The sequence below is a fragment of the Pelomonas sp. BJYL3 genome, assembly GCF_027257975.1.
In the GTDB taxonomy this organism is placed as follows: domain Bacteria; phylum Pseudomonadota; class Gammaproteobacteria; order Burkholderiales; family Burkholderiaceae_C; genus Roseateles_B; species Roseateles_B flavus.
Genome location: NZ_JANZKX010000004.1, coordinates 187,085 through 213,480 on the forward strand (window position 1 = coordinate 187,085; position 26,396 = coordinate 213,480).

General features: G+C 71.0%; 25 protein-coding genes. 16 read left to right on the forward strand and 9 right to left on the reverse strand.

What is annotated here, in order from left to right:
* Positions 1-113: 113 nt before the first annotated feature.
* Together O9Y01_RS14405 and O9Y01_RS14410 are read left to right on the forward strand one after the other, a co-directional pair.
* Positions 114-296 (forward strand): hypothetical protein, encoded by a 183-nt coding sequence (locus O9Y01_RS14405; RefSeq protein ID WP_269632294.1) that lies wholly within the window; start codon positions 114-116, stop codon positions 294-296.
* 9 nt (positions 297-305) lie between these two features.
* Positions 306-1,127 carry an SPFH domain-containing protein gene (locus O9Y01_RS14410; RefSeq protein ID WP_269632296.1) on the forward strand — a complete coding sequence of 274 codons (822 nt, stop codon included), beginning with the start codon at positions 306-308 and terminating at the stop codon, positions 1,125-1,127.
* 84 nt (positions 1,128-1,211) lie between these two features.
* Here O9Y01_RS14410 and O9Y01_RS14415 read toward each other — a convergent pair whose 3' ends face one another.
* Positions 1,212-1,820 carry a glycine zipper 2TM domain-containing protein gene (locus O9Y01_RS14415; RefSeq protein ID WP_269632297.1) on the reverse strand — a complete coding sequence of 203 codons (609 nt, stop codon included), beginning with the start codon at positions 1,818-1,820 and terminating at the stop codon, positions 1,212-1,214.
* Positions 1,821-1,953: 133 nt separating this feature from the next.
* A complete protein-coding gene (metH, locus tag O9Y01_RS14420) occupies positions 1,954-4,908 on the reverse strand; it encodes a methionine synthase (protein WP_269632298.1) in 2,955 nt (984 codons plus the stop codon).
* 73 nt (positions 4,909-4,981) lie between these two features.
* Here metH and O9Y01_RS14425 point away from each other — a divergent pair, with 73 nt between their 5' ends.
* Positions 4,982-6,181 carry an HD-GYP domain-containing protein gene (locus O9Y01_RS14425; protein WP_269632299.1) on the forward strand — a complete coding sequence of 400 codons (1,200 nt, stop codon included), beginning with the start codon at positions 4,982-4,984 and terminating at the stop codon, positions 6,179-6,181.
* 47 nt (positions 6,182-6,228) lie between these two features.
* Here O9Y01_RS14425 and O9Y01_RS14430 read toward each other — a convergent pair whose 3' ends face one another.
* On the reverse strand, positions 6,229-6,534 hold the full coding sequence (locus tag O9Y01_RS14430; RefSeq protein WP_269632300.1) for a hypothetical protein: 306 nt from the start codon (positions 6,532-6,534) through the stop codon (positions 6,229-6,231).
* On the reverse strand, positions 6,531-7,589 hold the full coding sequence (locus O9Y01_RS14435; RefSeq protein ID WP_269632301.1) for a homocysteine S-methyltransferase family protein: 1,059 nt from the start codon (positions 7,587-7,589) through the stop codon (positions 6,531-6,533). Before O9Y01_RS14435 ends, O9Y01_RS14430 begins: the two co-directional genes overlap by 4 nt.
* A gap of 230 nt (positions 7,590-7,819) precedes the next feature.
* Between O9Y01_RS14435 and O9Y01_RS14440 the strand changes: the two genes are divergently transcribed.
* The gene (locus O9Y01_RS14440) at positions 7,820-9,172 is read left to right on the forward strand and encodes a hypothetical protein (protein WP_269632302.1); all 1,353 of its coding nucleotides are present in this window, start codon (positions 7,820-7,822) and stop codon (positions 9,170-9,172) included.
* A gap of 9 nt (positions 9,173-9,181) precedes the next feature.
* On the opposite strand, the gene O9Y01_RS14445 is transcribed toward O9Y01_RS14440, so the two are convergent.
* Genes O9Y01_RS14445 through O9Y01_RS14455 form a run of 3 tightly spaced genes read right to left on the reverse strand, consistent with a single transcriptional unit; the run spans position 9,182 to position 11,876 of the window.
* Positions 9,182-9,820, reverse strand: coding sequence for a pyridoxamine 5'-phosphate oxidase family protein (locus O9Y01_RS14445; RefSeq protein ID WP_269632303.1), 639 nt, complete (start codon positions 9,818-9,820; stop codon positions 9,182-9,184).
* Positions 9,820-10,791 (reverse strand): nucleoside hydrolase, encoded by a 972-nt coding sequence (locus O9Y01_RS14450; RefSeq protein ID WP_269632304.1) that lies wholly within the window; start codon positions 10,789-10,791, stop codon positions 9,820-9,822. The genes O9Y01_RS14445 and O9Y01_RS14450 overlap by 1 nt, the downstream gene beginning before the upstream one ends.
* Positions 10,788-11,876 (reverse strand): fumarylacetoacetate hydrolase family protein, encoded by a 1,089-nt coding sequence (locus tag O9Y01_RS14455; protein ID WP_269632305.1) that lies wholly within the window; start codon positions 11,874-11,876, stop codon positions 10,788-10,790. The genes O9Y01_RS14450 and O9Y01_RS14455 overlap by 4 nt, the downstream gene beginning before the upstream one ends.
* A 35-nt stretch (positions 11,877-11,911) precedes the next feature.
* Between O9Y01_RS14455 and O9Y01_RS14460 the strand changes: the two genes are divergently transcribed.
* From O9Y01_RS14460 to O9Y01_RS14475, 4 genes are all read left to right on the forward strand, one after another.
* Complete coding sequence (locus tag O9Y01_RS14460) at positions 11,912-12,922, forward strand: hypothetical protein (RefSeq protein ID WP_269632306.1); 1,011 nt, start codon at positions 11,912-11,914, stop codon at positions 12,920-12,922.
* Positions 12,923-13,073: 151 nt separating this feature from the next.
* The gene (locus tag O9Y01_RS14465) at positions 13,074-13,355 is read left to right on the forward strand and encodes a BTH_I0359 family protein (protein ID WP_269632307.1); all 282 of its coding nucleotides are present in this window, start codon (positions 13,074-13,076) and stop codon (positions 13,353-13,355) included.
* A 187-nt stretch (positions 13,356-13,542) separates the two neighbouring features.
* Positions 13,543-15,840 (forward strand): ATP-binding protein, encoded by a 2,298-nt coding sequence (locus tag O9Y01_RS14470; protein ID WP_269632308.1) that lies wholly within the window; start codon positions 13,543-13,545, stop codon positions 15,838-15,840.
* Positions 15,841-15,921: 81 nt separating this feature from the next.
* Positions 15,922-16,293 carry a hypothetical protein gene (locus O9Y01_RS14475; RefSeq protein WP_269632309.1) on the forward strand — a complete coding sequence of 124 codons (372 nt, stop codon included), beginning with the start codon at positions 15,922-15,924 and terminating at the stop codon, positions 16,291-16,293.
* A gap of 21 nt (positions 16,294-16,314) precedes the next feature.
* Here O9Y01_RS14475 and O9Y01_RS14480 read toward each other — a convergent pair whose 3' ends face one another.
* The gene (locus tag O9Y01_RS14480; RefSeq protein WP_269632310.1) at positions 16,315-16,773 is read right to left on the reverse strand and encodes a nuclear transport factor 2 family protein; all 459 of its coding nucleotides are present in this window, start codon (positions 16,771-16,773) and stop codon (positions 16,315-16,317) included.
* A 130-nt stretch (positions 16,774-16,903) separates the two neighbouring features.
* Between O9Y01_RS14480 and O9Y01_RS14485 the strand changes: the two genes are divergently transcribed.
* From O9Y01_RS14485 to infA, 4 genes are all read left to right on the forward strand, one after another.
* Complete coding sequence (locus tag O9Y01_RS14485) at positions 16,904-17,251, forward strand: antibiotic biosynthesis monooxygenase family protein (protein WP_269632311.1); 348 nt, start codon at positions 16,904-16,906, stop codon at positions 17,249-17,251.
* A gap of 85 nt (positions 17,252-17,336) precedes the next feature.
* On the forward strand, positions 17,337-20,255 hold the full coding sequence (locus O9Y01_RS14490) for a DUF2339 domain-containing protein (RefSeq protein WP_269632312.1): 2,919 nt from the start codon (positions 17,337-17,339) through the stop codon (positions 20,253-20,255).
* Positions 20,252-21,742: a DUF3999 family protein gene (locus O9Y01_RS14495; protein WP_269632313.1), complete on the forward strand. Its 1,491-nt coding sequence runs from the start codon at positions 20,252-20,254 to the stop codon at positions 21,740-21,742. The genes O9Y01_RS14490 and O9Y01_RS14495 overlap by 4 nt, the downstream gene beginning before the upstream one ends.
* A 552-nt stretch (positions 21,743-22,294) precedes the next feature.
* On the forward strand, positions 22,295-22,555 hold the full coding sequence (infA, locus tag O9Y01_RS14500; RefSeq protein ID WP_269632314.1) for a translation initiation factor IF-1: 261 nt from the start codon (positions 22,295-22,297) through the stop codon (positions 22,553-22,555).
* Positions 22,556-22,628: 73 nt separating this feature from the next.
* On the opposite strand, the gene O9Y01_RS14505 is transcribed toward infA, so the two are convergent.
* A complete protein-coding gene (locus O9Y01_RS14505; RefSeq protein ID WP_269632315.1) occupies positions 22,629-23,039 on the reverse strand; it encodes a VOC family protein in 411 nt (136 codons plus the stop codon).
* Between the two features lie 165 nt (positions 23,040-23,204).
* Here O9Y01_RS14505 and O9Y01_RS14510 point away from each other — a divergent pair, with 165 nt between their 5' ends.
* The 4 genes from O9Y01_RS14510 to O9Y01_RS14525 are packed head-to-tail and all read left to right on the forward strand — an operon-like array spanning position 23,205 to position 26,390.
* Entirely contained in the window at positions 23,205-23,684 is a 480-nt protein-coding gene (locus O9Y01_RS14510; RefSeq protein WP_269632316.1) for a retropepsin-like aspartic protease family protein, read from the forward strand.
* Positions 23,681-24,643 (forward strand): TraB/GumN family protein, encoded by a 963-nt coding sequence (locus tag O9Y01_RS14515; RefSeq protein ID WP_269632317.1) that lies wholly within the window; start codon positions 23,681-23,683, stop codon positions 24,641-24,643. Before O9Y01_RS14510 ends, O9Y01_RS14515 begins: the two co-directional genes overlap by 4 nt.
* Positions 24,644-24,698: 55 nt before the next feature.
* Positions 24,699-25,454 carry a PhaM family polyhydroxyalkanoate granule multifunctional regulatory protein gene (locus O9Y01_RS14520; RefSeq protein ID WP_269632318.1) on the forward strand — a complete coding sequence of 252 codons (756 nt, stop codon included), beginning with the start codon at positions 24,699-24,701 and terminating at the stop codon, positions 25,452-25,454.
* 54 nt (positions 25,455-25,508) lie between these two features.
* Positions 25,509-26,390 (forward strand): LysR substrate-binding domain-containing protein, encoded by an 882-nt coding sequence (locus O9Y01_RS14525; protein ID WP_269632319.1) that lies wholly within the window; start codon positions 25,509-25,511, stop codon positions 26,388-26,390.
* Positions 26,391-26,396 lie beyond the last annotated feature (6 nt).

Sequence of the window (26,396 nt, forward strand, 5' to 3'; positions counted from 1 at the left end):
GACAGCCCTGCCGGACCGCGCCCACCGGCCCGCCCGCGAGACGGTCAGCGTCACGGGCTTGTGGAATGATGCGCGCGGAAACACAGACAAACCCAACCGCGAGGGACATCGCCATGAGCCTGCTGCGTGCGTGGCTGGTACTGCTGATGCTGTGGCTGGCCTGCCTGGGCCTGCTGATCTGGCTGCGATCGCTGAACCGGCGCCAGGCCATCGCCTGGCTGCAGTGGCTGCGCTGGGCGGCCATCGGCGCCGTGCTGGCGGGCGTCCTGGCGGCCGCGATGATTCATTTCTTCTGAGAGGGACCCATGAGCACACACAAGACCACGATCCGCCCCGCCACCCTGGCCCTGCTGCTGGCCGCCCTGACCCTGGGCGCCTGCACCCGCATCGAGACCGGTGAGGTCGGCCTGCGCGTGGGCATCGACAAGCAGATCAGCGGCGCCGAGCTGATGCCCGGCAGCTTCAACCAGACCCTGTTCGGCGATGTGCTGACCTTCCCGGTGCGCGACATCGCCGTCGTCCTGGACAACAAGAACCCGCTCACCGCCGACAACAGCACGCTGAAGGACTTCGACCTGACCCTGGTCTACTCCGTCAACCCCAGCAGCGTGTCCGACCTCTGGAGCACCAAGAGCCGCAGCTTCCACGCCTACAACAAGGAAGAGCGCGACTGGATCCTGATGCACAGCTACATGACCACGGTGGCCAACAACGCCGCCTACAAGGCCGTGCGCGAGTACAAGGCGCTGTCGGTGGCGGACAACCGCCAGAAGATCGAGCAGGAGATCAAGCGCATCGTCACCGAAACCCTGGCCTCGGAGAAGCTGGACCAGGCCCTGACCGTGAGCCTGGTGCAGGTGCGCAATGTGATGCCGGCGGACGACATCATCGCCTCGGCCAATGCCGTGGTCACCGCGCAGAACGCGCTGCGGGCCAAGGAGATCGAGGTGGAGACGGCCAAGAAGGAGGCCGAGCGCATCGCCGCGCTCAACGCCAACAGCAAGGCCATCGAGTACATGAACGCGCAGGCCCAGCTGAAGATCGCCGAGGGCATCGCCGCCGGCAAGGTGAACACCATCGTCGTGCCCTATGACTTCAAGGGCATCGTGAACGCCAACAGCCGCTGAGCGGCCGGCTGGCTCAGGCGCTGAGCCAGGCCCCAAGACAAAGGCGGCCCGCAGGCCGCCTTTGCCGTTGAGGGGCAGGCAGGATCAGCGCTCGCGGCGCTCGATGCGGCCGTCCCGCACCACGACCACGTCACCGGCGCGCAGGCCGGGGTCCTGGCCCTGCTCCAGGCGCTGCGTGCTGCCGTCAGCATGGCTCAGGCGCACGACCCAGACGCGGTGCGACTTCTGGCGCTTCTCGATCTCGTTGCCGGCATAGCCGCCCGCCACGGCCCCGCCGATGGTGGCGATCTTCTTGCCGGTGCCGCCGCCCACCTGGTTGCCCAGCAGGCCGCCCAGCACGGCGCCGCCCACGGCTCCGATGCCGCTGGCCTTGCCCTGGCGGGTTTCCTCATGGACCTCGACCACACGGGCGCATTCGGCGCACAGGGCGGGGCTGGCCGAGGCCGAGGCGCCGGCCTGGCGGCCGGGCTCGCTGCCCTTGGCCGCGGTGCCGCCATTGCGGGTGTCGGCCGCCGCCTGCTTCAGGGGCACCTGCGGGCTGGCCCCGGCATCGGCGTCCACCGCGGGCGCGGCCACCGGCGTGGGAGCCGCCGCTGGAGACGAGGCCCGGCCCACGGCAAAGGCGCCGGCCAGGAGGACGCCGGCACCCAGCACGCCGGCAATGATTTGACTGGAGGAGAAAGGTATTTTCATTGGTGCTCCGCGAGCCACGCCACAAAAGGGACGGGCTGCCATCCAAGAATGCCACGCGACCCGATTCGGCCGACAGCCGAACCGGTCACAGTTGTAAGAGAGCGTTCCGCGCCCGGACGCGCCAGGCCCGGACTCAGCCCAGCAGCGGCGCCAGCGCGCGCTGGGCGGCGGCCTCGTCCAGGGCGCAGCGGGCCGCCCAGTCCTTCAGCTGGTCCTCGCCGATGCGGCCGACGTTGAAGTAGCTGGCCTCGGGGTGGGCGAAGTAGAAGCCGCTGACGCTGGCGGCCGGCGTCATCGCCATGGACTCGGTCAGGCCCATGCCGATGGCCTCGGGGTCCAGCACGCGGAACAGCTCGCGCTTGACCAGGTGGTCCGGGCAGGCCGGATAGCCCGGCGCCGGGCGGATGCCGCGGTACTGCTCGGCGATGAGGGCCTCGTTGTCCAGCTGCTCGCCGCTGGCATAGCCCCAGAACTCGGTGCGCACGCGCTGGTGCAGGCGCTCGGCCAGGGCCTCGGCCAGGCGGTCGGCCAGGGCCTTGAGCATGATGGCGGAGTAGTCGTCGTGGTCGGCCAGGAACTGCGCTTCCTTCTTGTCGCAGCCAATGCCGGCGGTGACGGCGAACAGGCCCACATAGTCCGGCACCGTGCCCTTCGGCGCAATGAAATCGGCCAGGCAGCGGTTGGGGCGCATCACGCCATCGACCACCGGCCGCTCCGACTGCATGCGCAGGCCGCGCCAGGTCATCAGCACCTCGCTGCGGGATTCGTCGCGGTAGATCTCGATGTCGTCGTCATTCACCTGCGCGGCGGGGTAGAGGCCGAAGACGGCATTGGCGGTGAGCCAGCGGCCGTCGATGAGGCGCTGCAGCATGCGCTTGCCGTCGCTGAACACACGCTGGGCCTCGCTGCCCACGACCTCGTCCTTGAGGATGGCGGGGAAGGCGCCGGCCAGGTCCCAGGTCTGGAAGAAGGGGCCCCAGTCGATGCAGCCGGCCAGCTCGGCCAGGTCCACATTGCGCAGCTCGCGGCGGCCCAGGAACTTGGGCACCGGCGGCGTGTAGGCGTCGAAGTCCAGGCGCTGCTTGTTGGCGCGGGCCTGGGCCAGGCTCACCAGGGGCGTCTGCTTCTTGTTGGCATGCAGGTCGCGAACCTTGTCGTAGTCGGCCTTGAGCTCGTCGATGAAGCGGGTGGCGCGCTCGTCGGACAGCAGGTCCGAGCACACACCCACCGAGCGCGAGGCATCGGGCACATAGACCACCGGGCCCTCGTAGTGCGGCGAGATCTTCACCGCCGTGTGCACGCGGCTGCAGGTGGCGCCGCCGATCAGCAGGGGGATCTTCTTCATGCGGAAGTAGTCGTCGCGCTGCATCTCGGCGGCCACGTGCTGCATTTCCTCAAGGCTCGGCGTGATCAGGCCGGAGAGGCCGATGATGTCCGCCCCTTCGACCTTGGCGCGGGCGAGGATGTCCTGGCAGGGCACCATCACGCCCATGTTCACCACCTCGAAGTTGTTGCACTGCAGGACCACGGTGACGATGTTCTTGCCGATGTCGTGCACATCGCCCTTCACGGTGGCGATGACGATCTTGCCCTTGGGCTTGACGTCCCCCCCGGAGGCGGCCAGCTGGCGCTTCTCTTCCTCGATGTAGGGCACGAGGTGGGCCACCGCCTGCTTCATCACACGGGCGCTCTTGACCACCTGGGGCAGGAACATCTTGCCCTGGCCGAAGAGGTCGCCCACGATGTTCATGCCGGCCATCAGCGGGCCCTCGATCACATGCAGGGGCCGGCCACCGCTGGCGCGGATGGCTTGCCAGCATTCCTCGGTGTCCTCGGTGATGAAGTCGGTGATGCCATGCACCAGGGCGTGCGAAAGACGCTCGTTGACGTTGCCGGCGCGCCAGGCCAGGCGGGCGCTGTCGTCCTTGGCGGCACCCTTGGCACTCTCGGCGACCTCGATCAGGCGCTCGCCGGCGTCCGGGCGGCGGTTCAGCACCACGTCCTCCACGCGCTCGCGCAGCACCGGCTCGAGGTCGTCGTAGACGCCCACCATGCCGGCGTTGACGATGCCCATGTCCATGCCCGCCTGGATGGCGTGGTAGAGGAACACAGTGTGGATCGCCTCGCGCACCGGGTCATTGCCGCGGAAGCTGAAGGACACGTTGGACACCCCGCCCGAGACCTTGGCGCCCGGCAGGTTGGCCTTGATCCAGCGCGTGGCCTCGATGAAGTCCACGGCGTAGTTGTCGTGCTCCTCGATGCCGGTGGCGATGGCGAAGATGTTGGGGTCGAAGATGATGTCCTCGGGCGCGAAGCCGACGTCGTCCACCAGCACGCGGTAGGCCCGCTCGCAGATCTCGATCTTGCGCTGGAAGGTGTCGGCCTGGCCCTTTTCATCGAAGGCCATCACGACGGCCGCGGCGCCGTAGCGGCGCACCAGGGTGGCCTGGCGCTTGAACTCGGCCTCGCCTTCCTTCAGCGAGATGGAGTTGACGATGCCCTTGCCCTGGATGCACTTCAGGCCGGCCTCGATCACCTCCCACTTGGAGGAGTCGATCATGATGGGCACGCGCGCGATCTCGGGCTCGGAGGCGATGAGGTTGAGGAAGCGCACCATGGCGGCCTTGCTGTCCAGCATGGCCTCGTCCATGTTGATGTCGATGATCTGCGCGCCGTTCTCCACCTGCTGGCGGGCCACGGACAGCGCGTCCTCGTAGCGGCCCTCCAGGATCATGCGGGCGAAGGCCTTGGAGCCGGTGACGTTGGTCCGCTCGCCCACGTTGACGAACAGCGTGCCCTGGCCGATCTCCACGGGCTCCAGGCCCGAGAGCTTCATGGGCTGGACGACGGTGCTTGCGGTGGTGGACATAGGGACCTCGGCGATGCGAAAGCTGCAGGCGATGCTGCAGGGCGGCCGGGCGCAGGACTCACCTCGGCCACCAGGGATTGGGGACTCGGTGAGCGTCGTTGGCAGGGGGGCTCCGCTTCTCGGGGGAGGGGCGGGCCACCGGGTTCGAGCCTGGCGCTGACCGGCGGGCTGCCGGTCGGGGCGTCGCAACGCTCCTCGAACGTGCCGGATTTTACGCACTCGCAGGGTTTACGCGCGGCTTTCCCGTCCTGGCTCAAGACCATACTGCGCCGCGCCGAAATAATTCCTGATCGTGGAACTCGTCCCTCTTCCTCCTCACAGCCTGCGCATCGGCCAGGTGCTGACCTTCTCTGTGCGTGACGCCGAGGGCAAGCTGCTGTTCGCCGCCGGCCAGACCCTGCAGAACACCCCCCAGGTCCAGGCCCTGATCCAGCGCGGCGCCTGGGTTCTGGCCCATGAAACCAAGGAATATCAGAAGGCCCTGGTCCACAAGATGGACACCCTGATGATGCAGGGCGCCTCGCTGGCCAATATCGTGAAGGTGGAGGCCGACTTCCGCGCCGAGCGCACCCCGCGCGCCGTCGCCGAGCTCAGCGAACCCGCCTTCTGGAACGACCTGCACCTGCATGCCCACAGCCTGCTCAAGGACCCTCGCGAAGACTTCCTTGGCCGATTGGAAACGCTGCGCGAGGAGGCCCTGCAGCGATTCCGCCAGCGGCCGGACGCCGTGCTGACCCTGCTGGTCCACGATGCGAGCCAGGATTTCCAGCGCTACAGCGCCCGCCATGCCGTGCTGTGCCTGCTGGTCGCGGACCTCGTGGCACGCCAGCTGGGCTGGGCGGAGGAAGGCACGCGGGCGCTGCACAACGCGGCGCTGACGATGAACCTCAGCACCACGCTGCTGCAGGACCGGCTGGCAGCTCAGGAAGACCGGCCCAGCGAGCGCCAACGCGCCGAGCTCCTCGACCACGGTGACCGCAGCGCCCAGTTGCTGCGCCAGCTGGGCGTGCAGGAGGAGCTCTGGCTGGGCGCCGTGCGGCTGCACCACGAGGCCGGCCCCGGCCCCCTGGCCGGGCGCGTGGCCGTGGCCCAGCTGGCGCGCCTGCTGCGCCGCATCGACATCTTCGGCGCCCGGCTGAGCCCGCGCCGCACCCGCAAGGCCTTGTCAGGCGCCGCCGCGGTGCGCGCCATCTACCTGGACGAACTCCAGCAGCCCGACGAGGCCGGCGCCGCCGTGATCAAGGCCGTGGGGCTCTACCCGCCGGGCAGCCTGGTGCGCCTGGCCAATGGCGAGCAGGGCATCGTGGTGCGGCGGGGCCACAGCGCCACCGAACCCCTGGTGGCGGCGCTGATCGGCAAGAGCGGCGCGCCCTTGAGCGGCCCCGTGCCGCGGGACACCCGGCTGCAGACGCAGGCCGTCGCGGCCAGCCTGGCGCCGCATGAGCTCAAGCTCGTGATCAACATGGAAAAGCTGCTCAAGACCGCCGGCTGAGCCGTCGCCCCCGAAGGTGCACGGCGCCGGGCCGCGATGCCGGGACCTCAGTGCTGGCGCAGGGGGTCACGGGCGGCCAGCTGGGCCTCGTCGAGCTCGCCCTGGAGCCGGGCCTGCTCATCCAGCAGATCCTGCAGGCGGGACCACGCCAGGGCGCGCTCCTGGACGGCCAGCTTCGCCTCGTCGGCGGCAGGTGCCTGCTGCAGACGCAGGCGAAGCGGGCGGATTTCCTCGGCGATCGCCTGCAGGCGCTGCTTCAGGGGCTTCAGGCCCTCTGCCACCGGCAGGAACCCTGCGGCCTGTGCGGCGACACCCAGGCCCGCCAACAGACAGCTCAGGAACAGGCGCTTCATGCCGCGACCAGCTCGCTGAAGAGCTTGTGCCCGCAGGCCCGCGGCTGGTAGGCCGAGACCTTGGATGCGATGGCCGCGATGTGCTCGGGCGTGGTGCCGCAGCAGCCACCTGCGATGTTGAGGAAACCGGCCTGGGCGAACTCGGCCATGAGGCGACCGGTGACGTCCGGCGTTTCGTCGAAGCCCGTGTCGCTCATCGGGTTGGGCAGGCCGGCATTGGGATAGCAGCTGATCGCGGTCTCGGGCGCGGCCTTGGCCAGCTCCTCGATATAGGGCCGCATCAGCGTGGCGCCCAGGGCGCAGTTGAGGCCGATGGCCAGGGGCTTGGCATGGCGCACCGAGTGCCAGAAGGCGGTCACCGTCTGGCCGGAGAGGATGCGGCCCGAGGCGTCTGTCACGGTGCCGGAGATGATCACCGGCAGGCGCTCGCCCGTGGCTTCCATCAGCTCGTCCAGGGCGAAGAGCGCGGCCTTGGCATTGAGCGTGTCGAAGATGGTCTCGACCAGGAAGAGGTCCACGCCGCCCTCCAGCAGCCCGCGGGCCTGCTCGTAGTAGGCGGCACGCAGGGTGTCGAAGTCGACGTTGCGGGCGCCGGGGTCGTTCACGTCGGGGCTGATGGAGGCGGTGCGCGGCGTCGGGCCCAGGGCGCCCGCGGCGAAGCGGGGCTTGTCGGGCGTGCTGTACTTGTCGCAGGCGGCGCGGGCCAGGCGGGCGGCGGCCACGTTCATCTCGTAGGCGAAGTCCTGCAGGCCGTAGTCTTCCTGCGCCACCGAGGTGGTGCCGAAGGTGTTGGTCTCGATGATGTCCGAGCCGGCGGCCAGGTACTTCTCGTGGATCTCGCTGATGACGTCCGGGCGGGTCAGCACCAGCAGGTCGTTGTTGCCCTTGAGGTCCTTGGGATGATCGGCGAAGCGCGTGCCGCGGAAATCGGCCTCGGTGAGCTTGTAGCGCTGGATCATGGTGCCCATCGCCCCGTCCAGGATCACGATGCGTTGCTTCAGCAGGGCCGGCAAGGCGCTGCCACGGGTGTAGCGGGGGGCGGTGGGGGCGTTCATGGGGCTCATTGTAGAAAACCGGCCGGATCCCTGCTCAGGCGGCCTTCGTCAGTGGTTGAGCCTGCGTCACGCCGAGGCGGCCATCAGCCAGCGCCGTTGTGCGAGGACCGGAAGGGCGCCCCTGCTAACGCGCTGCCGCAATGCCAGAATGCGCTCCCGCCGCCTCGCGGCGCGGTGAACCAGGAACAAGCAAGGGCGCTTTCAACCGCGACGCCCCGGGAGGTTATCCAATGAGTCGATTCACACCCCAGCGCTTCAAGGCTGGCACCCTGGCCCTGTCCCTTTCCGCGGCCCTGCTGTCGGCCTGCGGGGGCGGCAGCTCGTCTGGCGGCACCACGCCCAGCCAGGCAGGCCCCGTCTCCGTGCTGCTGTCTCCGCCGGAACCCGGGCAGCAATACTGGCTGGCCTACCAGGACGGTGACAGCCCCTGGAAGGTGGCGCAGAAGACCGAGGCCGGCTACAGATTCCAGGTGGAAGACGCCGGCGGCAAGTACGCCGTGATGCTGGTCGACGAGTTCAGCGACGCGGCCAGGCAGCTGCAATCGTCCAATGTTCGCGGCTACCACTTCACCCGGGCCGAGGTGCCCGTGATCGACCTGCGCCTTTCCGAGGACGCGCTGAAGCGCAAGTGGGTGCGCGTCATCACCAGCGTGACCAATACCGGCGCGGTGGCGGACGCCTCGCTGTGCGTCCTGAGCCTCGGCCTCTTCCATCGGCGGGCCCCGGGCTGCGCCACCGGCGACGTCACCTCATCCTTCCGCTCCGGCACCGCAGACGCCTTCGCCACGCAGCTGGATGCGGAAGGTTCGGCCCGGGCCCTCGTCAGCCAGCGCGGCATCGATGTCGCCGCAGGCCAGCGCTTCACCTTCGACTTTGCCCAGGCGACACGGCTGGAACCCTCGCAACGCGTCGAGGTGCGGGGCTTTGGCACGGTGCCTGGTGAAGGTCTGTCAGTGGAGGCCCAACTGCTCAGCGGCAGCCGCACGGGCAGCTACCAGGGCCTGGCCTTTCTGGCCAGCAGGAACGACCAGACCACATTCCGCTACCCCCTGGTGCCGGCCAGCGCCTTGAAGCCGGACGATGTCTATGTCGCATCGGCCCGGACCTCGCAAGAGGAAGGCGAGCTCCGCCATTTCCGTACGGCCAGCTACCTCTCCCGCGCTGGCGCCGCCCAGGCGCTGGTGCTGCAGCCTCCCGTCACCCCGCTGAGCTTCGGCCTGACCGGGAGCGGCAGCGCCGAACGTCCGACGCTCAGCTGGAACACCGCCCCGGGCGCCCTGCTGAGCCGCATCATCGCGGACCCCCTGGCGACGCGCGAGCGTGGTCCGAATCGATGGGACTTCATGTTCTCCGCCGGCTGGCTCCAGGGCGCGAAGTCCGTCACCTACGCCCCGCCGGACCTGCCCTCGCTGGGCGGGCAGGCCCACTGGCGTCTGCCGCGCCTCTCGCAGGCGGACGTGATCCACGAGGAGAGCGCCACCAGCAAGCCGGACCGGGCGTATTTCCTGTTCGGCTACACCGACAGCTTTGAGGACCAGACCTTCTGGAGCTCCGGCGTCGCCGCCAAGGCCGAGATTCGCTGAGCGCCAGCTTCAGTACAGCGTCGCCGCCTGCCGCGCCTGCAGCGCGGCGTCGTAGGCCTCGCCATCGAAGCTGGCCTCCAGCGCCTGCAGGATCTCGCCCGGCGAGGGCAGCTCGCTGCGGTCGCGCTGCACCGCCGGGTCCCACAGCCGCGAGCGCTTGATGGCCCGGGCGCACTGGAAGAACACCAGGTTCACGGTGATCACCAGCACCGTGGCGGGCCGCTTGCCATCCACCTCGAAGCGCTCGAGCAGCGCGGGTGAGGCGCTGATGCGGGCCTCGCCATTGACGCGCAGCACCTCGGGTACGCCGGGGATCAGGAACTGCAGCGCCACCTGCGGGTCGTGCAGGATGTTGCGCAGGCTGTCGATGCGGTCATTGCCGCGGCGATCGGGCAGGAGCAGGGTCTTGGCGTCCGCCACCTGCACGAAGCCGGGGGCGTCGCCGCGCGGCGAGGTGTCCAGCCCCTGCGGCCCGCGTGTGGCCAACACCACGAAGGGCGCGGCCTCGATGTAGCGGCGGTACAGCGGATGGACCTCGCGGCATTCCTTGAAGATCGAGGCCGGTGTGGGCGTGCGATCGTAGTGCGCGCGCAGGGTGGCGGCATCGCGCACATCGTGCGAGTCGTCGAGCCAGCTTTGGTCAGCCATCAACAGGCATTCTCCAGGTGACGGGCCAGGCGGCCCAGGCGTTCGGTGATGAGATCGAAAAGGCCCTGGGCGTCCACCTCGCCCAGCACCAGCGCATTGCGCGGACGCTCGGTCACGCCCCACCAGTCGATCACGCTCATGCCCAGGGTCAGCGGGCTCTGGGTCTCGATCTCGACATTGCAGGTCCGGCCCCGGAACAGCTCGGGCTTGATCAACCAGGCGATCACGCAGGGGTCGTGCAAAGGGCCACCCTGCTGGCCGTACTTCTGCTCATCAAACCGCTCGGCAAAGGCCAGCCAGCCCGCCACCGCCGGCCCGATGCGCCCGCCCAGGGCCCGGATTGCCGCGATGCGCGCCGGGCTGGTCAGGGCCTGGTGCGTGCAGTCCAGCGGCACCATGGTGAGGGGCACGCCGCTGCCGAAGACCACGGCCGCCGCATGCGGATCGACATAGCAGTTGAATTCGGCGGCCGGCGTGATGTTGCCGCCCTCGAAGCAGCCCCCGCCCATCAGCACGATGCGGCCGATGCGCTGCGCCAGCGCGGGCTCCTTCTGCAGGGCCAGGGCGATGTTGGTCAGCGGGCCCAGCGGGCACAGCGTGACGCTGCCGGCAGGGCGCTCCATCACGCTGCGGATGATGACGTCCACGCTGTGCTCGGCCTGCAGCGGCATGGTGGGCGCAGGCAGCTCATGGCCGTCCAGCCCGGTCTTGCCGTGCACGTGCTCGGCCGTGACCAGGGGGCGCAGCAGCGGGCGGTCCGCGCCGGCATGCACGGGCAGGTCCGGACGGCCCGCCAGCTCGCACACCATGCGGGCATTGCGGCTGGTCAGGGCCAGGGGCACGTTGCCGGCCACGGTGCTGATGGCCAGCACCTCCAGCTCGGGGCTGGCCAGGGCCAGCAGGATGGCGATGGCGTCGTCCTGCCCCGGGTCGGTGTCGATGACGATGGCCTGGCGGCCGGCGCTGCTCATTCCGCCACCTCCTGGCCCGGTTCGGTGCCCGGCTCGGCGGCCGGCTCAGCGGATTCGAGCTCGGCCACCACCTCGGGCTCAGACTCTGCCTGCGGGGCCGCCGCGGCGTCCTGGGGATCGGGATCGCTCAGGTTCAGCACGTCGAGGTCGATGGCTCCGAAGACGCTCTGGCCGTCCGCGCCCTTGAGGTCCACGCGCAGGCTGTCGCCCCACTTCATGAAACCGGTCTGCACGCCGCCCTTCTCGTCGGCTTCGAGGGTCCGGCGGTGACTGAGGCTGGCGCAGCCCTGGCGCGGCCGGGCCGGGCCCAGCGGGCCGCTGGCCACCAGCACGCTGCCGCGCAGGGGCTTGAGGCGGGCGGCCTGGGCGATGAGATCGCCAAAGCCGAATCGCAGCCCGGCGCCGAGGTCGATGGGGCCGAACTTGCGGCCGTTCAGCAGGGACTGCAGGCTGCCCTTGAGACGGCCCTCGCGCCAGGCCTCGCCCAGCTCGTCCGGCGTCACCAGCACAGGCGCCAGCGTGCAGGCCAGCTGGCTCAGCTGCTGAGCCAGGCCGGCCTCCCGCTCGCGCAGGGCCAGCTGCTGCAGGGTCCAGTCGCAGGACAGGCCCAGCAGGCGCACCGCCTCCAGGGCCTGCTCAGGGCTTGCGCCCTGGGCGAGATCCGCACACACGACGAACAGGCCGGGCTGGAAGTCCAGGCCCAGGGCCTCGTTGGGCAGGCGCACCGGCTCGGTGGGCCCCTGCAGGGACTCCGCCGGGCCGCGCAGCAGCACGGGCTCCGAGGCCGCGTCCCGGCCTTGCAGCAGGGCCTGCAACTCGGCGTAGGCATTGCCCTGCAGCAGGGCCCGCGGGCGCGGCAGGGGCGCCATGCAGCGCGCCGGCTCGAAGGCGAAGGCATGGCGGGCCTTGCCATGGTTCAAGGTGAGGAAGAGGTCTTCCAGCTGTGGCGCGAGAAAATTCCAGTCGTCCAGCACCTGCTGCAGACGCGAGGCGATGCCGTTGGCGTAGTGCGCCTGGCTCAGGTCCCGGGAGACGACCACGAGCTGGCCATCGCGGGATCCGTCTCGGTAGGTGGCTAGTTTCATCGTGGGTGACACTCCTGCATGCACCGCATTGTCCAATGAGCCGAGCCTCTCCTGCGCCCAGCCCCGCCCACCGTCTGGCCCATCGGCCCGGGCGGGGCTTGGCCGCGGCCGTGGGCCTGGCCCTGCTGGCCCATGCCTGGCTGTTGACGAGCTGGCCGACCCAGGAGGCGCCGGCCCTGCACAGCGCGCCGGTGCTGCTGAGCCTGCGCGAGGCGGCCCGGCCCGCCGTGACGGTACCGCCACAGGCCGCCGCGCCAGCCGAAGCTCCGAAGCCCAGGAGCCCGGAGCCTCCCGCGGCGGAGCCGGCGCCCGCGGCAACGCAAGCCCTCGCCCTGCCCGCCCTGCCCGCTTCGGCGCCCGAGGACATTGCGGACGCCGCCATGACGGCCCAGGACCTGGCCGCCCTACCGCCGCAGGGCGAGGGCCTCTGGCGCTACCGACTGCGCCAGGCCGGCGTCGAAGGCCAGGCCTGGCTGCATTGGCAGTCCCAAGGAGAGGACTACGCCCTGCAGCTGCGCCGCCAGCTGCCCGGCCATCCCCTGCCCGGCTGGCGCAGCGAAGGTCGCCGCGATGCCCTGGGCCTGGCGCCGCTGCGCTTCGCGGTGCTGCGCGGCACGCGCGAGATGCAGGCGCTCAATTTCCGACGGGAGCAGGGCGTGATCAGCTACTCCGCCAGCACTGAGCTGCAGCCCCTGGCGCCGGCCACGCAGGACCGCCTGTCCTGGTGGCTGCAGCTGCCCGCCCTGCTGCAGGCCTGGCAGATCCAGCACGGCGCGCCGCTGCCGGGGCAGCGCTTCGAGATGCCCGTGGCCCTGATCCGCGGCGGCCTGCACCGCTGGCAGTTCAGCGTGCTGGGTCAGGAGGGCGGCCTGTGGCATCTGCAGCGCGGCGGCCTGGGCCCGCACGACACCCGCCTCGATGTGTGGCTGGATCCCGCCCGCCAGTACCTGCCCGTGCGACTGCACCAGCAGATTGGCGAGGAGGAAGGTTGGGAAATGGAGCTGCAGGACGAGCTCGCCAGCCCCGAGCCGCGCCCGGCCGTGTGATTTGTGACGCGCCTGCCACAAATAAAAGGCCCGCCATCCGCCGATCAGCCAGGCTTTCTGCCACTATTTGATCGCGGTCGAGGCCGTTAGCAGGCCGGTTCCCCTTGAAACCGGTCCTGCCGACCGCAGTTGCTGGTCACAGGAGTCCATCATGCACATGCTCTACAACTCCCCCAGTTTCATCGTGGTGCAGTTCGACGTGCCCGTCGAGCAGCTGCGCCATGACGGCCGTGAGCTGCCCGCCCTGCAGCGGGGAGGCTTCGAGATCGTCGACAAGTTCTCCCGCAAGGAGATCTTCATCGAGGGCGCCCTGGCCCAGCAGTTCCAGGAAGGCGTGGAAGCCCTCATCGAACAGGAGCCCAGCGAGGAAGAGCTGGACGACTTCATCGAGCGCTACGCCAACATGGGCCAGCAGCCCGTGGTCATGCACTGAGGCACCGAGTGCCGCTCCGGGGCTTGATCATCGCGTCACGGCCCCGCTCCCCTGGCGTCTTTTGCGAGAGAGTTCACGAAACCAGCCCCCGAACGGGACTTGTCCTTCCGCCGTCCCTGCGCCAAGATGGGTCGGACGCCGGGCCTGACAGCCCGGCGTTCCATTCATCCTCGGTGAGGAGAGGCCCATGGTGAAGCGTTTGGCAGAGCTGCGCGTCCTGGCATCGCCAGGCCTCCGGGACGCCCCCGTGATGGACCGCATGTGCTCGCACTTCGTGCTCACGCTGACGGTCAAGCACGCCAACCGCTTCAACCTGCGGCGCGACTTCAACGGCCTGCTCTCCTTCACCGGCCGCCATCTCGTCTGGCCGCAGCGCGTGCTGACCCGCCTGCGGGCCTACCTCGCCCAGCGCTGCGCCCACAACGAACTCTGGGCCGGCCACACCGAACTCGACGACACCCACTTCCTCGAACGCCACGGCGTCTGGAACGGCCCCTTCGCCGAGGCCACGCTCTTCTTTTACCTGGACGAATACATCAAGGATTCGCCCAAGGACATGATGGCCCTGCTGGCCAGCACCTGCGAGCACCTGGACCGCCAGCTCAAGCGCGAGTCCACCCTGGTCGAGAAGAACATCGCCTCGCTGGGCCACCTGCTGCAGCTCAACCCGGCGGAGCGCGCCATCCTGCTCTACGGCACCCTGGCCCGATACCAGCGCGAGCTGCGCGGGGCGCTGGTGGAGTTCAAGGTCAACAACGCGCAGGAGGCCTTCGCCGCCATCGCGGCCGTGGCCGGCGTGGACGAGCGCGAGGTGGCCGAGGCCCTGCGCGCGGGCTCGCGCCTGGAACGCATCGGCATGGTGGAGAACCTGATCTCCGAGCACAACATCACCGACCTGGCCGACCTGATGAAGGTCAGCGACCAGCTCCCGCCGGTGCTGATGCGCGAGTACCGCGACCCCAACGACCTCATGGCCGTCTTCACCCGGCCGGCCACGCGCAGCGAGCTCTCGGCCCAGGACTTCCAGTTCGTCGCCGAGGACCTCGCCCTGCTGGGCCAGCTGCTGCGCCATGCGGTGGCGCGCCACCAGGCGGGCGTCAACGTGCTGCTCTACGGCCCGCCGGGCACCGGCAAGACCGAGCTGGCCAAGGTGGCGGCGCAGGCGGCCGGCCTGGACCTCTATGAAGTCGAGTACGCGGACCGCGACGGCAACTCCCTCTCCGGCCGCGACCGCTACCGCTCCCTGCAGATCAGCCAGGTCTTTCTGAAGGCCAGCAGCAATGTGGCCCTGCTCTTCGACGAGGTGGAAGACGTCTTCCCGCCCCTGTCGGGAGACACCGTCCAGCTGATGGCCCGCCTCGACTCCGCACTGGACATGCCCAGCGGCAACTCGGTCAGCGGCAAGGCCTGGGTCAACCAGATCCTGGAGAGCAACCCCGTGCCGGTGATCTGGGTCACCAACCGCATCGAGCAGATCGACCCCGCCTTCCGCCGCCGCTTCCAGTACCACCTCGAGCTCAAGTCCCCGCCGCCCGGCGCACGCCTGAGCCTGGTGCAGCGCGCCCTGGCCGAGGTGCCGGTGACGGCCGAGTTCCGCGAGCGCCTGGCCGCGCGCCGCGGCCTCACGCCGGCCCAGATCCGCACCGCGGTGCGCTTTGCGCAGCTGACCTGCGACGAGGAATCGGCCGCCAGCTACGAACGCCTGATCGACCGCCAGCTGCTCAACGCCGACCGCGCCCTGGGCCACCAGTCGCAGGAGCGCGAGGAGCGGCGCCGCGTCACGCAGTACGAGCTGGACCTGCTGAATTGCGAATCCCGGTATGAGGTCGCCCGCATCGTCCAGGCCCTGCGCAAGCGCGGGCACGGCAACCTCTGCTTCTACGGCCCGCCGGGCACGGGCAAGACCGCCCTGGCCGAGCACATCGCCGAGCAGCTGGGCCGGCCGCTGATGGTGCGCCAGGCCAGCGACCTCTCCAGCAAATTCGTCGGCGAGACCGAGCAGAACATGGCCCGCATGTTCGAGTCCGCCGGCCAGGAGGGCGCGGTGCTGCTGCTGGACGAGGCCGACAGCTTTCTGCGCAGCCGCCGCATGGCCGAGCGCCACTACGAGGTCAGCGAGGTCAACGAGATGCTGGCCGGCATGGAGCGCTTCCCCGGCATCTTCATCTGCACCACCAATCTCTTCGAGGACCTGGACGAGGCCGCGCTGCGCCGCTTCGCCTTCAAGATCCGCTTCAAGCCCCTGCGCGCCGAGCAGCGCTGGACCATGTTCGAGCGCGAGGCCGGTGCCGCCCCCACCGCCGCCCAGCGCGAACGCCTGCAGCGCCTGGACAGCCTCACCCCCGGCGACTTCGCCGCCGTGCGCCAGCAGGGCGAGATCCTGGGCGAGACACCCAGCGCCGAGGAGTTCCTCGAGCAGCTGGAGGCCGAGCACCGCGTCAAGCCCGAAGTGCGGCAGCAGCGCAACATCGGCTTCAGGCACTAGGGATCGACCAGCGCCGCACAGCGCACAGCCGTGGAACGCGGTCGACGCACGGCCTGCGCAATGGCCCTAGGCTGGCATCCCATGCTGCTGACCCTCGCCGCCCTGCTGATCTTCCTCACCGGCCTGGCCCATTCCTGGCTGGGCGAGCGTTACCTGCTGCGCCGGCTCTTCAAGCGCGAGAACCTGCCGGCGCTGCTGGGCAGCACCGCCTTCACGACCGGCACGCTGCGCTTCGTGTGGCACCTGCTGACCCTGGTGTGGTGGGCCCTGGCCGCCCTGGTGTTGCTGGCCGCACAGGGGCCGCTGCAGACGCGGCTCGTGCTGCAGGTCTTCAGCGGCCTTGCCGCGCTCTCGGCGCTCTTTCCGCTGGTGTTCACACGCGGCCGGCACCTGTCGTGGCTGGCCTTCCTGGCCATCGCCGTGCTGTTGTGGCTGGGGGCTGGCAAGACCTGACCCCCAGTTCGGCCGCCAGATTCAGGGCTGCTTCGGCGGCGGCAGCGGCGTGGTCTGCGAGGAGGTGAGCAGCCACTGCCCCTGCGCCCAGGTGGCCGACAGGGCCTGCGTCATGCGAACCACGCGCGGGGCGCTGCCCATCTCCAGGGTCTGGGTGACGACGGCCGTCGGGCCGCTGACGCGCACCTGCTGGTCCAGCACCCGGTGGGGCGGCGAGGCGGTCTTCCTGTCCGCCGCATAGAAGCCGATGACGGCGGGGCGCTCGTCCACCTCGCCCCGGGGTGAGACCTCCACGAACTGCGGCGAGGTCAGGCGCTGCAGCGCCCCCTGGTCGAAGGCGAACTGGGCCTCGACATAGCCGCGGGCCAGGGCCTTCAGCGCGGGCTCCGCATCAGCGCCCGGCGCGGGCGGGCTGGCGCAGGCGCCCAGCAGCAGCGCGCACAGCGCACAGGTCGCAAGAGACAGCTTCATCGTGGGCATGGCATGGGCCTTGTCAGAGGGAAGCGGCCAGCATACTCATGAACCCGCGGCGGCCTCCTGTGCTGCCGGTCATGCCTGCACCGCGCAGGTCTCCCTCGATCCTGCCAACACGGCCTCGCCGAGACGCCTCATGTACACCGCCACCTTCATCTTCGCCAAGGGCGACTGGGACGCCGAGTTCCATGCCCTGGATGCCACCATTGCCGAGGCCGCACGCGCCCTGCCCGGCTACCTCGGCGAGGAGAGCTGGGACAACGCCGAGCGCGGCCTCGTCAGCAACGTCTACTACTGGGAGTCCCTGGAAGCGCTGCAGGCCCTGATGCAGCACCCGGCCCACCTGGAGGCCAAGCGGCAGCAGGCCCGCTGGCTGCAGGGCTACCAGGTGCATGTGGCTCAGGTGCTGCGCTCCTATGGTGACGGCCGCCTGGCGCCACCCGGTGCCGCCTGCCCCGTCCATCACCCCCAGGCGGGGGACTGAAGGGCCCAGGCGCCCTGCCACAATCCGCCGCAGACGCCGCCCCGCAGCGGCAGGACAAGCGCTCACGAAGCGCAAGGAGGATTGCATGCGTGTGCTGGGACCTGTGCTGGGCCTTTTCGTGGCCTGGATCCTGGGGAGCTGGTTCGGCTGGCGCGAGGGCGGCTTCGTGGCCCTGGGCGCCGTGATGGGCGGCGTGGCGGCCCACCTGCATCGCCGCGTGAGCCAGCTGCAGGAACAAGTCGCAGGCTTGCAGCAGCAGATGCAGTCCTCGCCGCGCTCGGTGACCGCCCCGGCCACGGGTCCGGCAGCGGCCACCACAAGAACGCCTGCGAGCACGCCCGGGACGGCACCTCCGACAGCCCCTGCCACCTTCTCTGCGCCGGCTGCGGCGCCTGCCTCGCGGGCGGAAGCCACCGTGCGGCAGTTCGCCTCGGTGCTCGCCCCGCCCGCCGCCCCTGCTGCCCTGGAGGTGGCCGAAGATCCAGCCGGCGCGCTGCCGGCAGTCCCGTTGCCCGCGCTGGCGCCGCGCTCGCCCGCGCCGGCCGCCAAGGTCCTGCCCGACCCCGCCCTGGAGCCCGATGAACGCAGCCTGGCCGTCACCAGCAGCCTGGGTGCCAGCGTGCTGGCCTGGTTCCGCGGCGGCAACACCATCGTGCGCGTGGGCGTGCTGGTGCTGCTGGTGGGCGTGGGCCTGCTGCTGCGCTATGCCGCCGAGCACGCCGTCATTCCCCTGGCCTGGCGCCTGGCCGGCAGCGCACTGGGCGGCCTGGGCCTGACAGCGCTCGGCCTGCGCCTCACGCCCCAGCGTCGCGGCTATGGCCTCAGCCTGCAGGGCGCGGGCGTTGGCATCGCCTACATGACCCTGTTCGCGGCCTTCCGGCTCTATGGCCTGATGCCCGCCGGCCTGAGCTTCGGCCTGATGGCCCTGCTGTGCGCCGCCATCACCGCCCTGGCCCTCAAGCAGGACGCCCTCCCCCTCGCGGCCCTGGGTTTCGGCGGGGCCTTCCTCGCGCCGGTGCTTGTGTCCACCGGTCAGGGCAGCCATGTGGCGCTGCTGAGCTACTACCTGCTGCTGAACGTCAGCATCGCGGCCATCGCCCGGCGCAAGCCCTGGAAGCTGCTGCACCTGGAGGGGTTCGCCTTCACCCTGGCCATCGCCTCGGCCTGGGGCTTCGGCGCCTACCGGCCCGAGCTCTTCGCGAGTACCGAGCCCTTCCTGATCGCCCATTTCCTGCTGTACCTCTACATCGGCGTGCAGTACACCCTGCACATGATCGAGCGCAGCGAGCCAGGGCAAGACCTGGCCCTCGTGGACGGCAGCCTGCTCTTCGGCACGCCCATCGCCGCCTTCGGCCTGCAGTCCGCCATGCTGCAGCACCAGCCCCTGGCCCTGGCCTTCAGCGCGGCCGTGCTGTCCGGCCTCTACCTGGTGCTGGGGCGCCGTCTGCTGCGCCTGGCGGGCGAGCGCGTGCTGGTGCTGGTGGAGGGCATGCTGGCGCTGGGCCTGATCTTCCTGGCCCTGGTGACCCCCCTGGCCCTGGATGCCCGCTGGACCAGCGCCGCCTGGGCCGTGCAGGGCGCTGGCGTGCTGTGGATCGCGCTGCGCCAGCAACGCCGCTGGGCCGCGGTGATGGGGCTGCTGCTGCAGGTCCTGGCCTGCCTGGCCTACTGGGGCCATCAAGCCGGCGAAGCCCCGGGCGGCTGGCTCTTCATGAACAGCGCCTGGCTGGGCCTGAGCCTGCTGGTGGCGGCCCTGCTGTTCAGCAGCCATGCCCTGCAGCGCCAGCCCCGCGACAGCACCGTGGCCCGCAGCTTCGCCGAACCGGTGATGTCGTGGATGCTGCTGACCGGCGCCCTCGTGCAGCTGTGGGCGGGTGGCGTGAAGGAGCTGGTCCAGTGGGAGCAGGCACGCTACGGCGAGGCGCTGCTGGCCGCCGGCTGGAGTGCGCTGCTGGCCCTGGCCGGCGAAGGTCTGCGCCGCCGCCTGCGCTGGCCGGCACTGGGCGTGGCTGCGCAGGGCCTCGCGGCCCTGGGCCTGGTCCTGGGCCTGGCCCGGCTGACGCTGGCGCTCGCCCGCGTGGAGGGCAGCGCCGACACCCTGCTGCTGCACCAGGGCGGCCTGGAGATCGCGCTGCTGGGCCTGCTCGGCGCCGCCTGGCTGCTGTGGCGCCAGGACGCCGACGCGGACAGCGCGGGCCTGCCCGCCCGCCAGATCCTGCTGACCCTGGGCGCCTGGCATCTGCTGCTGCATGCCGCGGCCCTGCCGTATGCCCTGGCCGTTGCCCATATCGGCCGCCACGAGGCCTGGACGCCCGCCGCGCTGATCGTGCTGCCGACCCTGGCCTGCCTGGCGATGCTGGGCCCGCGCCTCGCCCGACGCTGGCCGCTGCAGCTCCATCAGACCTGGCTGCGCCAGACCGTGCTGCGTCCCTGGCTGGCGGTGCTGATGGGCTGGAGCCTGCTGGCCAATCTGCTGGGCAACGGCCGCATGGATCCGCTGCCCTCGCTGCCTCTGCTCAACCCGCTGGACCTCGCCCATGGTCTGGCCCTGCTGTATGCGCTGCGACTGGGCCGCAGCGAAGCCGATGGCCGCCTGGGCGGCGGCTGGCTCCGCTGGGGCGCGGGCCTGGCCTTCTTCTGGCTCAACAGCCTGCTGGTGCGCAGCCTGAGCCTGTGGGCCGGCACGCCCCTGTGGCTGGACGGTGCTCTGGGCAGCAGCCTGGTGCAGACCAGCCTGAGCCTGCTGTGGACGCTCTGCGCGCTGGCGACCATGGGCTGGGCCACCCGCCGTGCGCCCCCGCGCCTGGCCCGCGGCGCCTGGATGCTGGGTGCCGGCCTGCTGGGCGTGGTGGTGCTCAAGCTCTTCCTGCTGGACCTCGCCATGCTCAACAGCCTCATGCGCATCGCCAGCTTCCTCGTCGTGGGCCTGCTGATGCTGGTGATCGGCTATGTCGCCCCCCTGCCGCCGGTCGCCGGCGGCACCGATGCAAAGGCGGGCGCATGAGGCCCCCGCGTCAGCTGCCGGGCCCGGTCGGCCTGGCCCTCGCCACCTGCCGGGCCGTCGTCCTGGGCATCGGCCTGAACCTGGGTGCTGCACAGGCCGGACCGACTGCCCCCGCGGCAAGCCAGGCCACGCCGGCGCCGGTCCTGGTCTGGGCGCCGCTGCAGGCGCAGCCTGGCGGTGGCCTGCAGCGCCTGGCCCTGCCTTGGGCGCTGCTGGGTGCAGCCCCCGGAGCGGGGGTGGAGTCCGTGCAGGTGCTCGATGCGAAGGGTCAGGTCTTGCCCAGCGCCTGGGCAGGCCCGCCGCCCGACGGGCAGTCCCGCCGCGAGGCGACGGTGCCGCTGTGGGCCTGGCCTGAGGCGGCCGGCGCGCAGCCCTCGGATGCCGCGCGCTCGCTGGACATCGAGCTTGACGAGCAAGGCCGCGTGCGCCGCCTGCAGACGCACAGCCGTGCCCAGCCCCCGGCGGGCGCCGCCGCGCCGGGCAGTGCGCGCTGGCTGCTGGACCTGTCCGCCCTGCGCCACCCGGGCGAACGCCCGCTGGACCTGCTGCTGGACTGGGCGGCTGCGTCCGGGGGGCAGGCCTTGACCGTGCAGCTGCAAGCCAGCGACGACGCCCTGCACTGGCGCCCCCTGCGCAGCGCCCAGCTGCTGGACCTGCCCGCCGCCGCCGCGGCGCCCGCTTTGCAGCTCAGGCGCATCGACTGGCCCGCAGACCAGCCCCTGCCCCCCTACCTGCGGCTTCAGTTCGAGACGCCGGTGCAGCTGCACACCGTCACGCTGAGCGCCGAGAGCCGGCAACGCCCGGACCTGGCCACCGAAAGCCTGGCCTGGCGGCCCGAGGCCCCGCAGGCCGGCGAGGCGCCCCGCTGGCGCCTGGACCTGCCCCTGCCCCTGCGCCCGGAGGCCCTGCGGGTGCGGCTGCCGGCGCTCAACCAGCTGCTGAGCCTGCGGCTGGAGCAGCGGCAGCAGGACGGCCAGGCCTGGCAGCCGGTGCAGCAGTTCGTCGCCTGGCGCATGCAGCGTGGCGGCGTGGAGGGGCAGTCGCCCGCCGAGCCCGTCCAGGCCGCGCCGGCCCGCCAGTGGCGGCTGGTGGCGCAAGGGCCGGTGCCGGCGGAACTGGCCCAGGGCGCGCTGAGCCTGGAGTGGCTGTGGCGCCCGCCCCAGCTGGTCACCCTGCTGCCGGCCGATCCGGCCCAGCTGGCGGGCCTGCGCCTGCAGCTGGGAGCACCGGCGCCTGGCCCCGGCCACCTTGCGCTGCAGACCCTGATGCCCGGCTACCAGCCCGGCAGCGAGTACCAGCTGCCCGAGGCCCGGCCGGGTGCGGCGCAGGTCCAGGCTGCGCCGGCGCCGCCACCTGCCTGGGAGGACCCCGCCGCCCGCAAGCGCTGGGCGCTGTGGGCCGTGCTGGGCGTCAGCGTGCTGGGCCTCGCCGGTCTGGCCTGGCGGCTCAAGGGCGAGCTGGGCAGCCCCCCGCCGCCGCGCGCCTGAGCCTGCGCCCGCCCGGCCACCGTGCCCCGGCGCGCACCCGTCCGGGCGCGCCGCAGGCCGGCGATCCAGGCCTTCTGGGCCCGCGAAGGCGGCCACAGTTGGCATCCTGGGCGGTCGCCCGGGAGCGGGTCGCAAGGACGGCTGTTAAACTTCGCCTCATTGCTGCCGTCTCGCTTTCCTCTGCAGCATTCTGTGCGTCCCTCCCCGGCCCGAGCGGCCCGACGGACGCCACGGCCAGCAGCCGTCCTTCCCGGGGGACGCCCGCGATCCCAGGCAAGCTCGTCTGGCTCATCGATTCCTGACACCGGCAGGGCCTGCCTGTCCAGCCCGGAATCCTGAACTGCACACCCGCAACGCACACGGTCGGTGGCTCCGCCCGCGTGTCCCTGAAATGCTCCAGCCCGCGCGTGCCGCTCCCGCCGCGCAGGCGCCCGTCAGCCGATGGCTCCCCTGCAGCCCTTCGCGGCAGCCTCCTGCTGCTTCAGGCGTGGGGCAGCGGCCAGGCCCGGCCGGCGGCGTCGGAGCACCAACGATTCAACAAAGGACAGATCCATGGCAAAAGAAGAACTGATCGAGATGCGCGGCAAGGTCGACGAAGTGCTGCCGGATTCGCGCTTTCGCGTGACCCTGGAGAACGGGCACTCGCTGGTGGCCTACACCGGTGGCAAGATGCGCCGCCACAACATCCGCATCCTGGCAGGCGACCAGGTCTCGCTGGAGCTGTCGCCCTACGACCTGAACAAGGGCCGCATCACCTTCCGCCACCTGGAGCCCCGCGCCGGCGGTGCGCCGATGGCTCGCCGCCGCTTCTGATCATCGCCCTGGCCCCGGCCAGGCGCGGCGCAGCAGGCCTCCCCTTGCGGAGGCCTTTTTCATGGCGCCGGACTCAATGCCAGCGAGGGGCTGCGCCACCGACGGCGCGGATCTCCAGGGCATTGCCGCTGGGATCGCGGATGAACATGGTCCAGCACTCACCCGCCCGGCCCTCCTGCTCGCAATGCGGCGGCACCTCGAAGCGGGTGCCCGCGGCCATCAGGCGCTGGGCGAGGTTGCGCCACTGCGGCAGCGCCAGGCAGGCGTCCAGCGGGCCCGGGGCCACGTCAGGCGCATCGGTGTCGTCCGGCCACACGGCCAGATGGGTCCCGAAGAAGTCGAAGCTCAGGGCGCACTCGGCAGGCGGGGACTCCCTGCAGCCCAGCAGCTCGCCGTAGAAGGCGCGGGCCTGGCCCAGGTCATGCACGCGGATCGCCCAGGCCGTGGGCCGGGGCTCGGAAGGGGCGGCGGAGGCAGTGAACATCCTTGAATCTCCCGAGAATCCTGGATACCGGAGGACACGGATATGCAACGTCCTGTTGCATTGCTTGCCCAGAATAGCCAAGCAGCCCGCCGCTGGCGAGCCGGCCTAGGGGCGCACGTGCGCGCATGCGACGCCTGTCCCTCAAAGCTGTGGCATCGTGCGCACATGAGCCAGGAATTGCCTTCCACCTTCAAGCTGCTGACGATCTGGCTGCTTATCCTCACCGCCGTCTTCCTGGCGGTGCTGGCCTGGCAGCACCAGCGCGAACGCCCGCGCTTCACCCTCAACGAGCGCGAGCTGCGCCTGCAGCGGGGCCCGGACGGCCATTTCCACTGGCCAGGCCGGCTGGCGGGCCGGGACACCGTCTTCCTGGTCGACACCGGCGCCACCACCACGGCCCTGCCCCGTGCCCTCGCAGACCAGCTGGGGTTGCGGCCCCTCGAATCCCTGCGCAGCAACACGGCCGGCGGCGTGGTCGATGGCTACGCGGCCGAGGTGGACCTGAGCCTGGAGGGCGGCCTGCAGGCGCCGCGCCTGCGCGTGGTCGTGCTGCCGACACTGGACGCCCCCCTGCTGGGCATGGACGTGCTGGGCCGGCTGAAGTTCAGCCAGCACGCAGGAGAATTCACCGTGGAGCGCCCATGAATCTGGTCCGACACTGCCTGCGCCGCTGCGGCGCGGCCCTCTTCGCGCTGTGGCTGGTGGGCGCCGCCCAGGCCCAGGACTGCCCGCCGCCGCTGTCGGCGCCCAATCCCGCCCTGCTGGCCCAGCCGCCGGCCGGCGCGCCGGACCGCGGCCTGCTGTGGCAGCTCGAGAAGGACGGCCGCAGTGCCTGGCTCTTCGCCAGCATCCACCTGGGCCGGCCGGAGTGGCTGATCCCGGGCCCGCGGCTGCAGGCGGCCCTGGATGCCAGCGACACCCTGGCCCTGGAGCTCGACCTCGGCGATCCCCAGGTGATGCAGACCATGGCCCGCCCCGTGCCCGGCCGGCCCACGCTGGCGCTGCCTGCCGAGCTGCAGTCCCGCATGCAGGCCGTGGCCCGCCGCTACTGCCTGGACCTCTCGCCCTACGCGCGCCTGCACCCCATCCTCCAGCTGGGCCAGCTGGTGGTGCAGAGCGCCCGGGGCGACGGGCTGGGTGCCGAGTTCGGCCAGGAGATGGGCCTGATGATCCAGGCGCAGCTGCGCGGATTGCGAATGGCCGGCCTGGAAACCCCCACGCTGCAGCTGCAGGCCCTGATCCCGGCGGGTCGCCAGGAAGTGCTGGAGGAGGTGCGCGAGGGCCTGCGGCAGCTGGAGTCGCCCGAGGTAAGCCGCCAGACCCGCCGTCTGGCCGAGGCCTGGGCCCAGGGTGACCTGGCCACGCTGGAGAGCTATGCGCAGTGGTGCGACTGCGTCCACACCGATGCTGACCGCGCCGCGCTCAAGCGCACCATCGGCGACCGCAACCCAGGCATGGCCGAAGGCATCGCCCGGCTGCATGGCAAGGGCCGGCGCCTGCTGGTGGCCGTCGGGGCCCTGCACATGACGGGCGAGGGCAGCCTGCTCGAGGCCTTGCAGGCGCGTGGCTTCAGGGTCACGCAGCGCTGGCCGGAGCCGCGCTGAGCGGCGGTCAGCCGCGCCTTGGCGCTACCATCGCGCCATCACCCCAGGAGGCCCCATGGCAGACAGCAGCAGCTTCAGCAAGTTCGTGCCCGGTTTCGAGTTCCTGCAGGGCCTGGTCAAGAATGCCGGCGCGGCCCTGCCGGGCATCGGGCAGTGGGTCGCCCCCACGCTGAACCCGGAGGAGCTCTCCAAGCGCATCGAGGAGCTGCGCACCGTGCAGTTCTGGCTGGAGCAGAACGCCCGCATGCTGGGCGCCACCATCCAGGCGCTGGAGGTGCAGCGCATGACGCTGTCCACGCTGAAGTCCATGAACGTGCCCCTCGCCGAGCTGGGCGAGACGCTCAAGGTGCCGCCCATGCCCGAGTACAAGCTGCCGGAGATGCCGGGCATCCCTGCGGCGGCCGCGCCCAAGGCCCACAAGCCTGCCGCCAAGGCCACGAAAGCCGCGAAGGCCGCCGAGGCGCCCGCCCTGCCCGGCCTGGGTGCGGTGGACCCCATGCAGTGGTGGTCGGCGCTCAGCAACCAGTTCACACAGCTGGCCACCCAGGCCATGAAGGACGGCGCGACCGATGCCGCGAAGAACCTGGCCGGCGCCATGGTCAAGCAGAGCTTCGACGCAGCGGGCGAGACGATCAAGAAAGCCGCCGCCATGCCCCTGAACGTGGCCAAGAGCGCAGCCGCCGCGGCCGGCGCGGCGGCCGGTGCCGCCGCCGGGGCTGCCGCGAACGCGGCCACCAAGCCCGCGTTGAAGGCCGCCGTGAAGGCGTCCACGCGCAAGGCCCCGGCCCGCAAGCGCGGCAGCGTGCGCTGAGGGGCCGGCCCGGCCGTCCCGAGACTGTTTGCGCCAGCCTCCCCCACGCCGCGCATGGCCGCCCCCCGCATCCCGCCCATCCAGAGCCTGCTGGCCTTCGAGGCCGTGGCGCGGCTGCGCAGCGTGAGCCTGGCGGCCGAGGAACTGAGCGTGACGCCCAGCGCCGTCAGCCACCGCATCCGCCAGCTGGAGTCGCAGCTGGGCTTCAAGCTCTTCGGCCGGGACTTCAGCCCCTCCGATGAAGGCCAGCGCTACCTGCCCTCGGTGCGCCAGGGGCTCAAGGCCCTGCAGCAGATCCCCCGCCCGGACGGCCCCGGCCTGCAGTCCGCCCGTTTGCGCCTGGCGGTGACGCCCACCTTCTCGCGCCAGATCCTGCTGCCGCGCCTGGCCCTGTTCCGCCATGCCTATCCGGAGATCGAGCTGGTGATGCAGGTGGCCATCCCGCTGACCAACACCAAGTCCGAGGATGCCGACCTCGAAATCCGCTACGGCACCGGCGACTATCCCGGCCTCGAGTACCGCCGCATCCTCAGCGACGAGCTCACTCCCGTCTGCAGCCCCGAGTACCTGCACGAGTTCGGTCCCTTCGAGGGCTTCGACAGCGCCGAGGACATCCGCCGCGCCCGCCTCATCCGCAGCCCGCTGGATCCCTGGAGCACCTGGTTCGAGGCCCACGGCATCCACCTGGACGAGCCCCGCACCGGCGCGCAGTTCAACGACGTCGGCCTGGTGCTGGACGCCGCGGCGGCCGGCTTCGGCGTGGCCCTGATGCGCATGAAGCTGGGCCTGACCTGGCTGGACAGCGGCCGCCTGCTGCGCCTCTCGCCCCGCACCGTGCCCTCGCCCTTCCACCACTACCTGTGCTGGAAGCAGGGGACCATGGAGCGCTGGGAGTGCGCGGCGTTTGCGGACTGGTTGTTCAAGGCGCTGGGCTGATCGTCA

Excerpts from the sequence above, each read along its gene's own strand:
- O9Y01_RS14495 (WP_269632313.1), top strand. The coding sequence starts at position 20,252 with ATGAGGCCCCCGCGTCAGCTGCCGGGCCCGGTCGGCCTGGCCCTCGCC.
- O9Y01_RS14405 (WP_269632294.1), top strand. The coding sequence starts at position 114 with ATGAGCCTGCTGCGTGCGTGGCTGGTACTGCTGATGCTGTGGCTGGCC.
- O9Y01_RS14475 (WP_269632309.1), top strand. The coding sequence starts at position 15,922 with ATGCTGCTGACCCTCGCCGCCCTGCTGATCTTCCTCACCGGCCTGGCC.
- O9Y01_RS14525 (WP_269632319.1), top strand. The coding sequence starts at position 25,509 with ATGGCCGCCCCCCGCATCCCGCCCATCCAGAGCCTGCTGGCCTTCGAG.
- O9Y01_RS14435 (WP_269632301.1), bottom strand. The coding sequence starts at position 7,589 with ATGAACGCCCCCACCGCCCCCCGCTACACCCGTGGCAGCGCCTTGCCG.
- O9Y01_RS14480 (WP_269632310.1), bottom strand. The coding sequence starts at position 16,773 with ATGCCCACGATGAAGCTGTCTCTTGCGACCTGTGCGCTGTGCGCGCTG.
- infA (WP_269632314.1), top strand. The coding sequence starts at position 22,295 with ATGGCAAAAGAAGAACTGATCGAGATGCGCGGCAAGGTCGACGAAGTG.
- O9Y01_RS14440 (WP_269632302.1), top strand. The coding sequence starts at position 7,820 with ATGAGTCGATTCACACCCCAGCGCTTCAAGGCTGGCACCCTGGCCCTG.
- O9Y01_RS14485 (WP_269632311.1), top strand. The coding sequence starts at position 16,904 with ATGTACACCGCCACCTTCATCTTCGCCAAGGGCGACTGGGACGCCGAG.
- O9Y01_RS14445 (WP_269632303.1), bottom strand. The coding sequence starts at position 9,820 with ATGGCTGACCAAAGCTGGCTCGACGACTCGCACGATGTGCGCGATGCC.
- O9Y01_RS14465 (WP_269632307.1), top strand. The coding sequence starts at position 13,074 with ATGCACATGCTCTACAACTCCCCCAGTTTCATCGTGGTGCAGTTCGAC.
- O9Y01_RS14520 (WP_269632318.1), top strand. The coding sequence starts at position 24,699 with ATGGCAGACAGCAGCAGCTTCAGCAAGTTCGTGCCCGGTTTCGAGTTC.
- O9Y01_RS14455 (WP_269632305.1), bottom strand. The coding sequence starts at position 11,876 with ATGAAACTAGCCACCTACCGAGACGGATCCCGCGATGGCCAGCTCGTG.
- O9Y01_RS14515 (WP_269632317.1), top strand. The coding sequence starts at position 23,681 with ATGAATCTGGTCCGACACTGCCTGCGCCGCTGCGGCGCGGCCCTCTTC.
- O9Y01_RS14505 (WP_269632315.1), bottom strand. The coding sequence starts at position 23,039 with ATGTTCACTGCCTCCGCCGCCCCTTCCGAGCCCCGGCCCACGGCCTGG.
- O9Y01_RS14510 (WP_269632316.1), top strand. The coding sequence starts at position 23,205 with ATGAGCCAGGAATTGCCTTCCACCTTCAAGCTGCTGACGATCTGGCTG.
- O9Y01_RS14470 (WP_269632308.1), top strand. The coding sequence starts at position 13,543 with ATGGTGAAGCGTTTGGCAGAGCTGCGCGTCCTGGCATCGCCAGGCCTC.
- O9Y01_RS14415 (WP_269632297.1), bottom strand. The coding sequence starts at position 1,820 with ATGAAAATACCTTTCTCCTCCAGTCAAATCATTGCCGGCGTGCTGGGT.
- O9Y01_RS14490 (WP_269632312.1), top strand. The coding sequence starts at position 17,337 with ATGCGTGTGCTGGGACCTGTGCTGGGCCTTTTCGTGGCCTGGATCCTG.
- O9Y01_RS14460 (WP_269632306.1), top strand. The coding sequence starts at position 11,912 with ATGAGCCGAGCCTCTCCTGCGCCCAGCCCCGCCCACCGTCTGGCCCAT.
- O9Y01_RS14430 (WP_269632300.1), bottom strand. The coding sequence starts at position 6,534 with ATGAAGCGCCTGTTCCTGAGCTGTCTGTTGGCGGGCCTGGGTGTCGCC.
- O9Y01_RS14410 (WP_269632296.1), top strand. The coding sequence starts at position 306 with ATGAGCACACACAAGACCACGATCCGCCCCGCCACCCTGGCCCTGCTG.
- O9Y01_RS14450 (WP_269632304.1), bottom strand. The coding sequence starts at position 10,791 with ATGAGCAGCGCCGGCCGCCAGGCCATCGTCATCGACACCGACCCGGGG.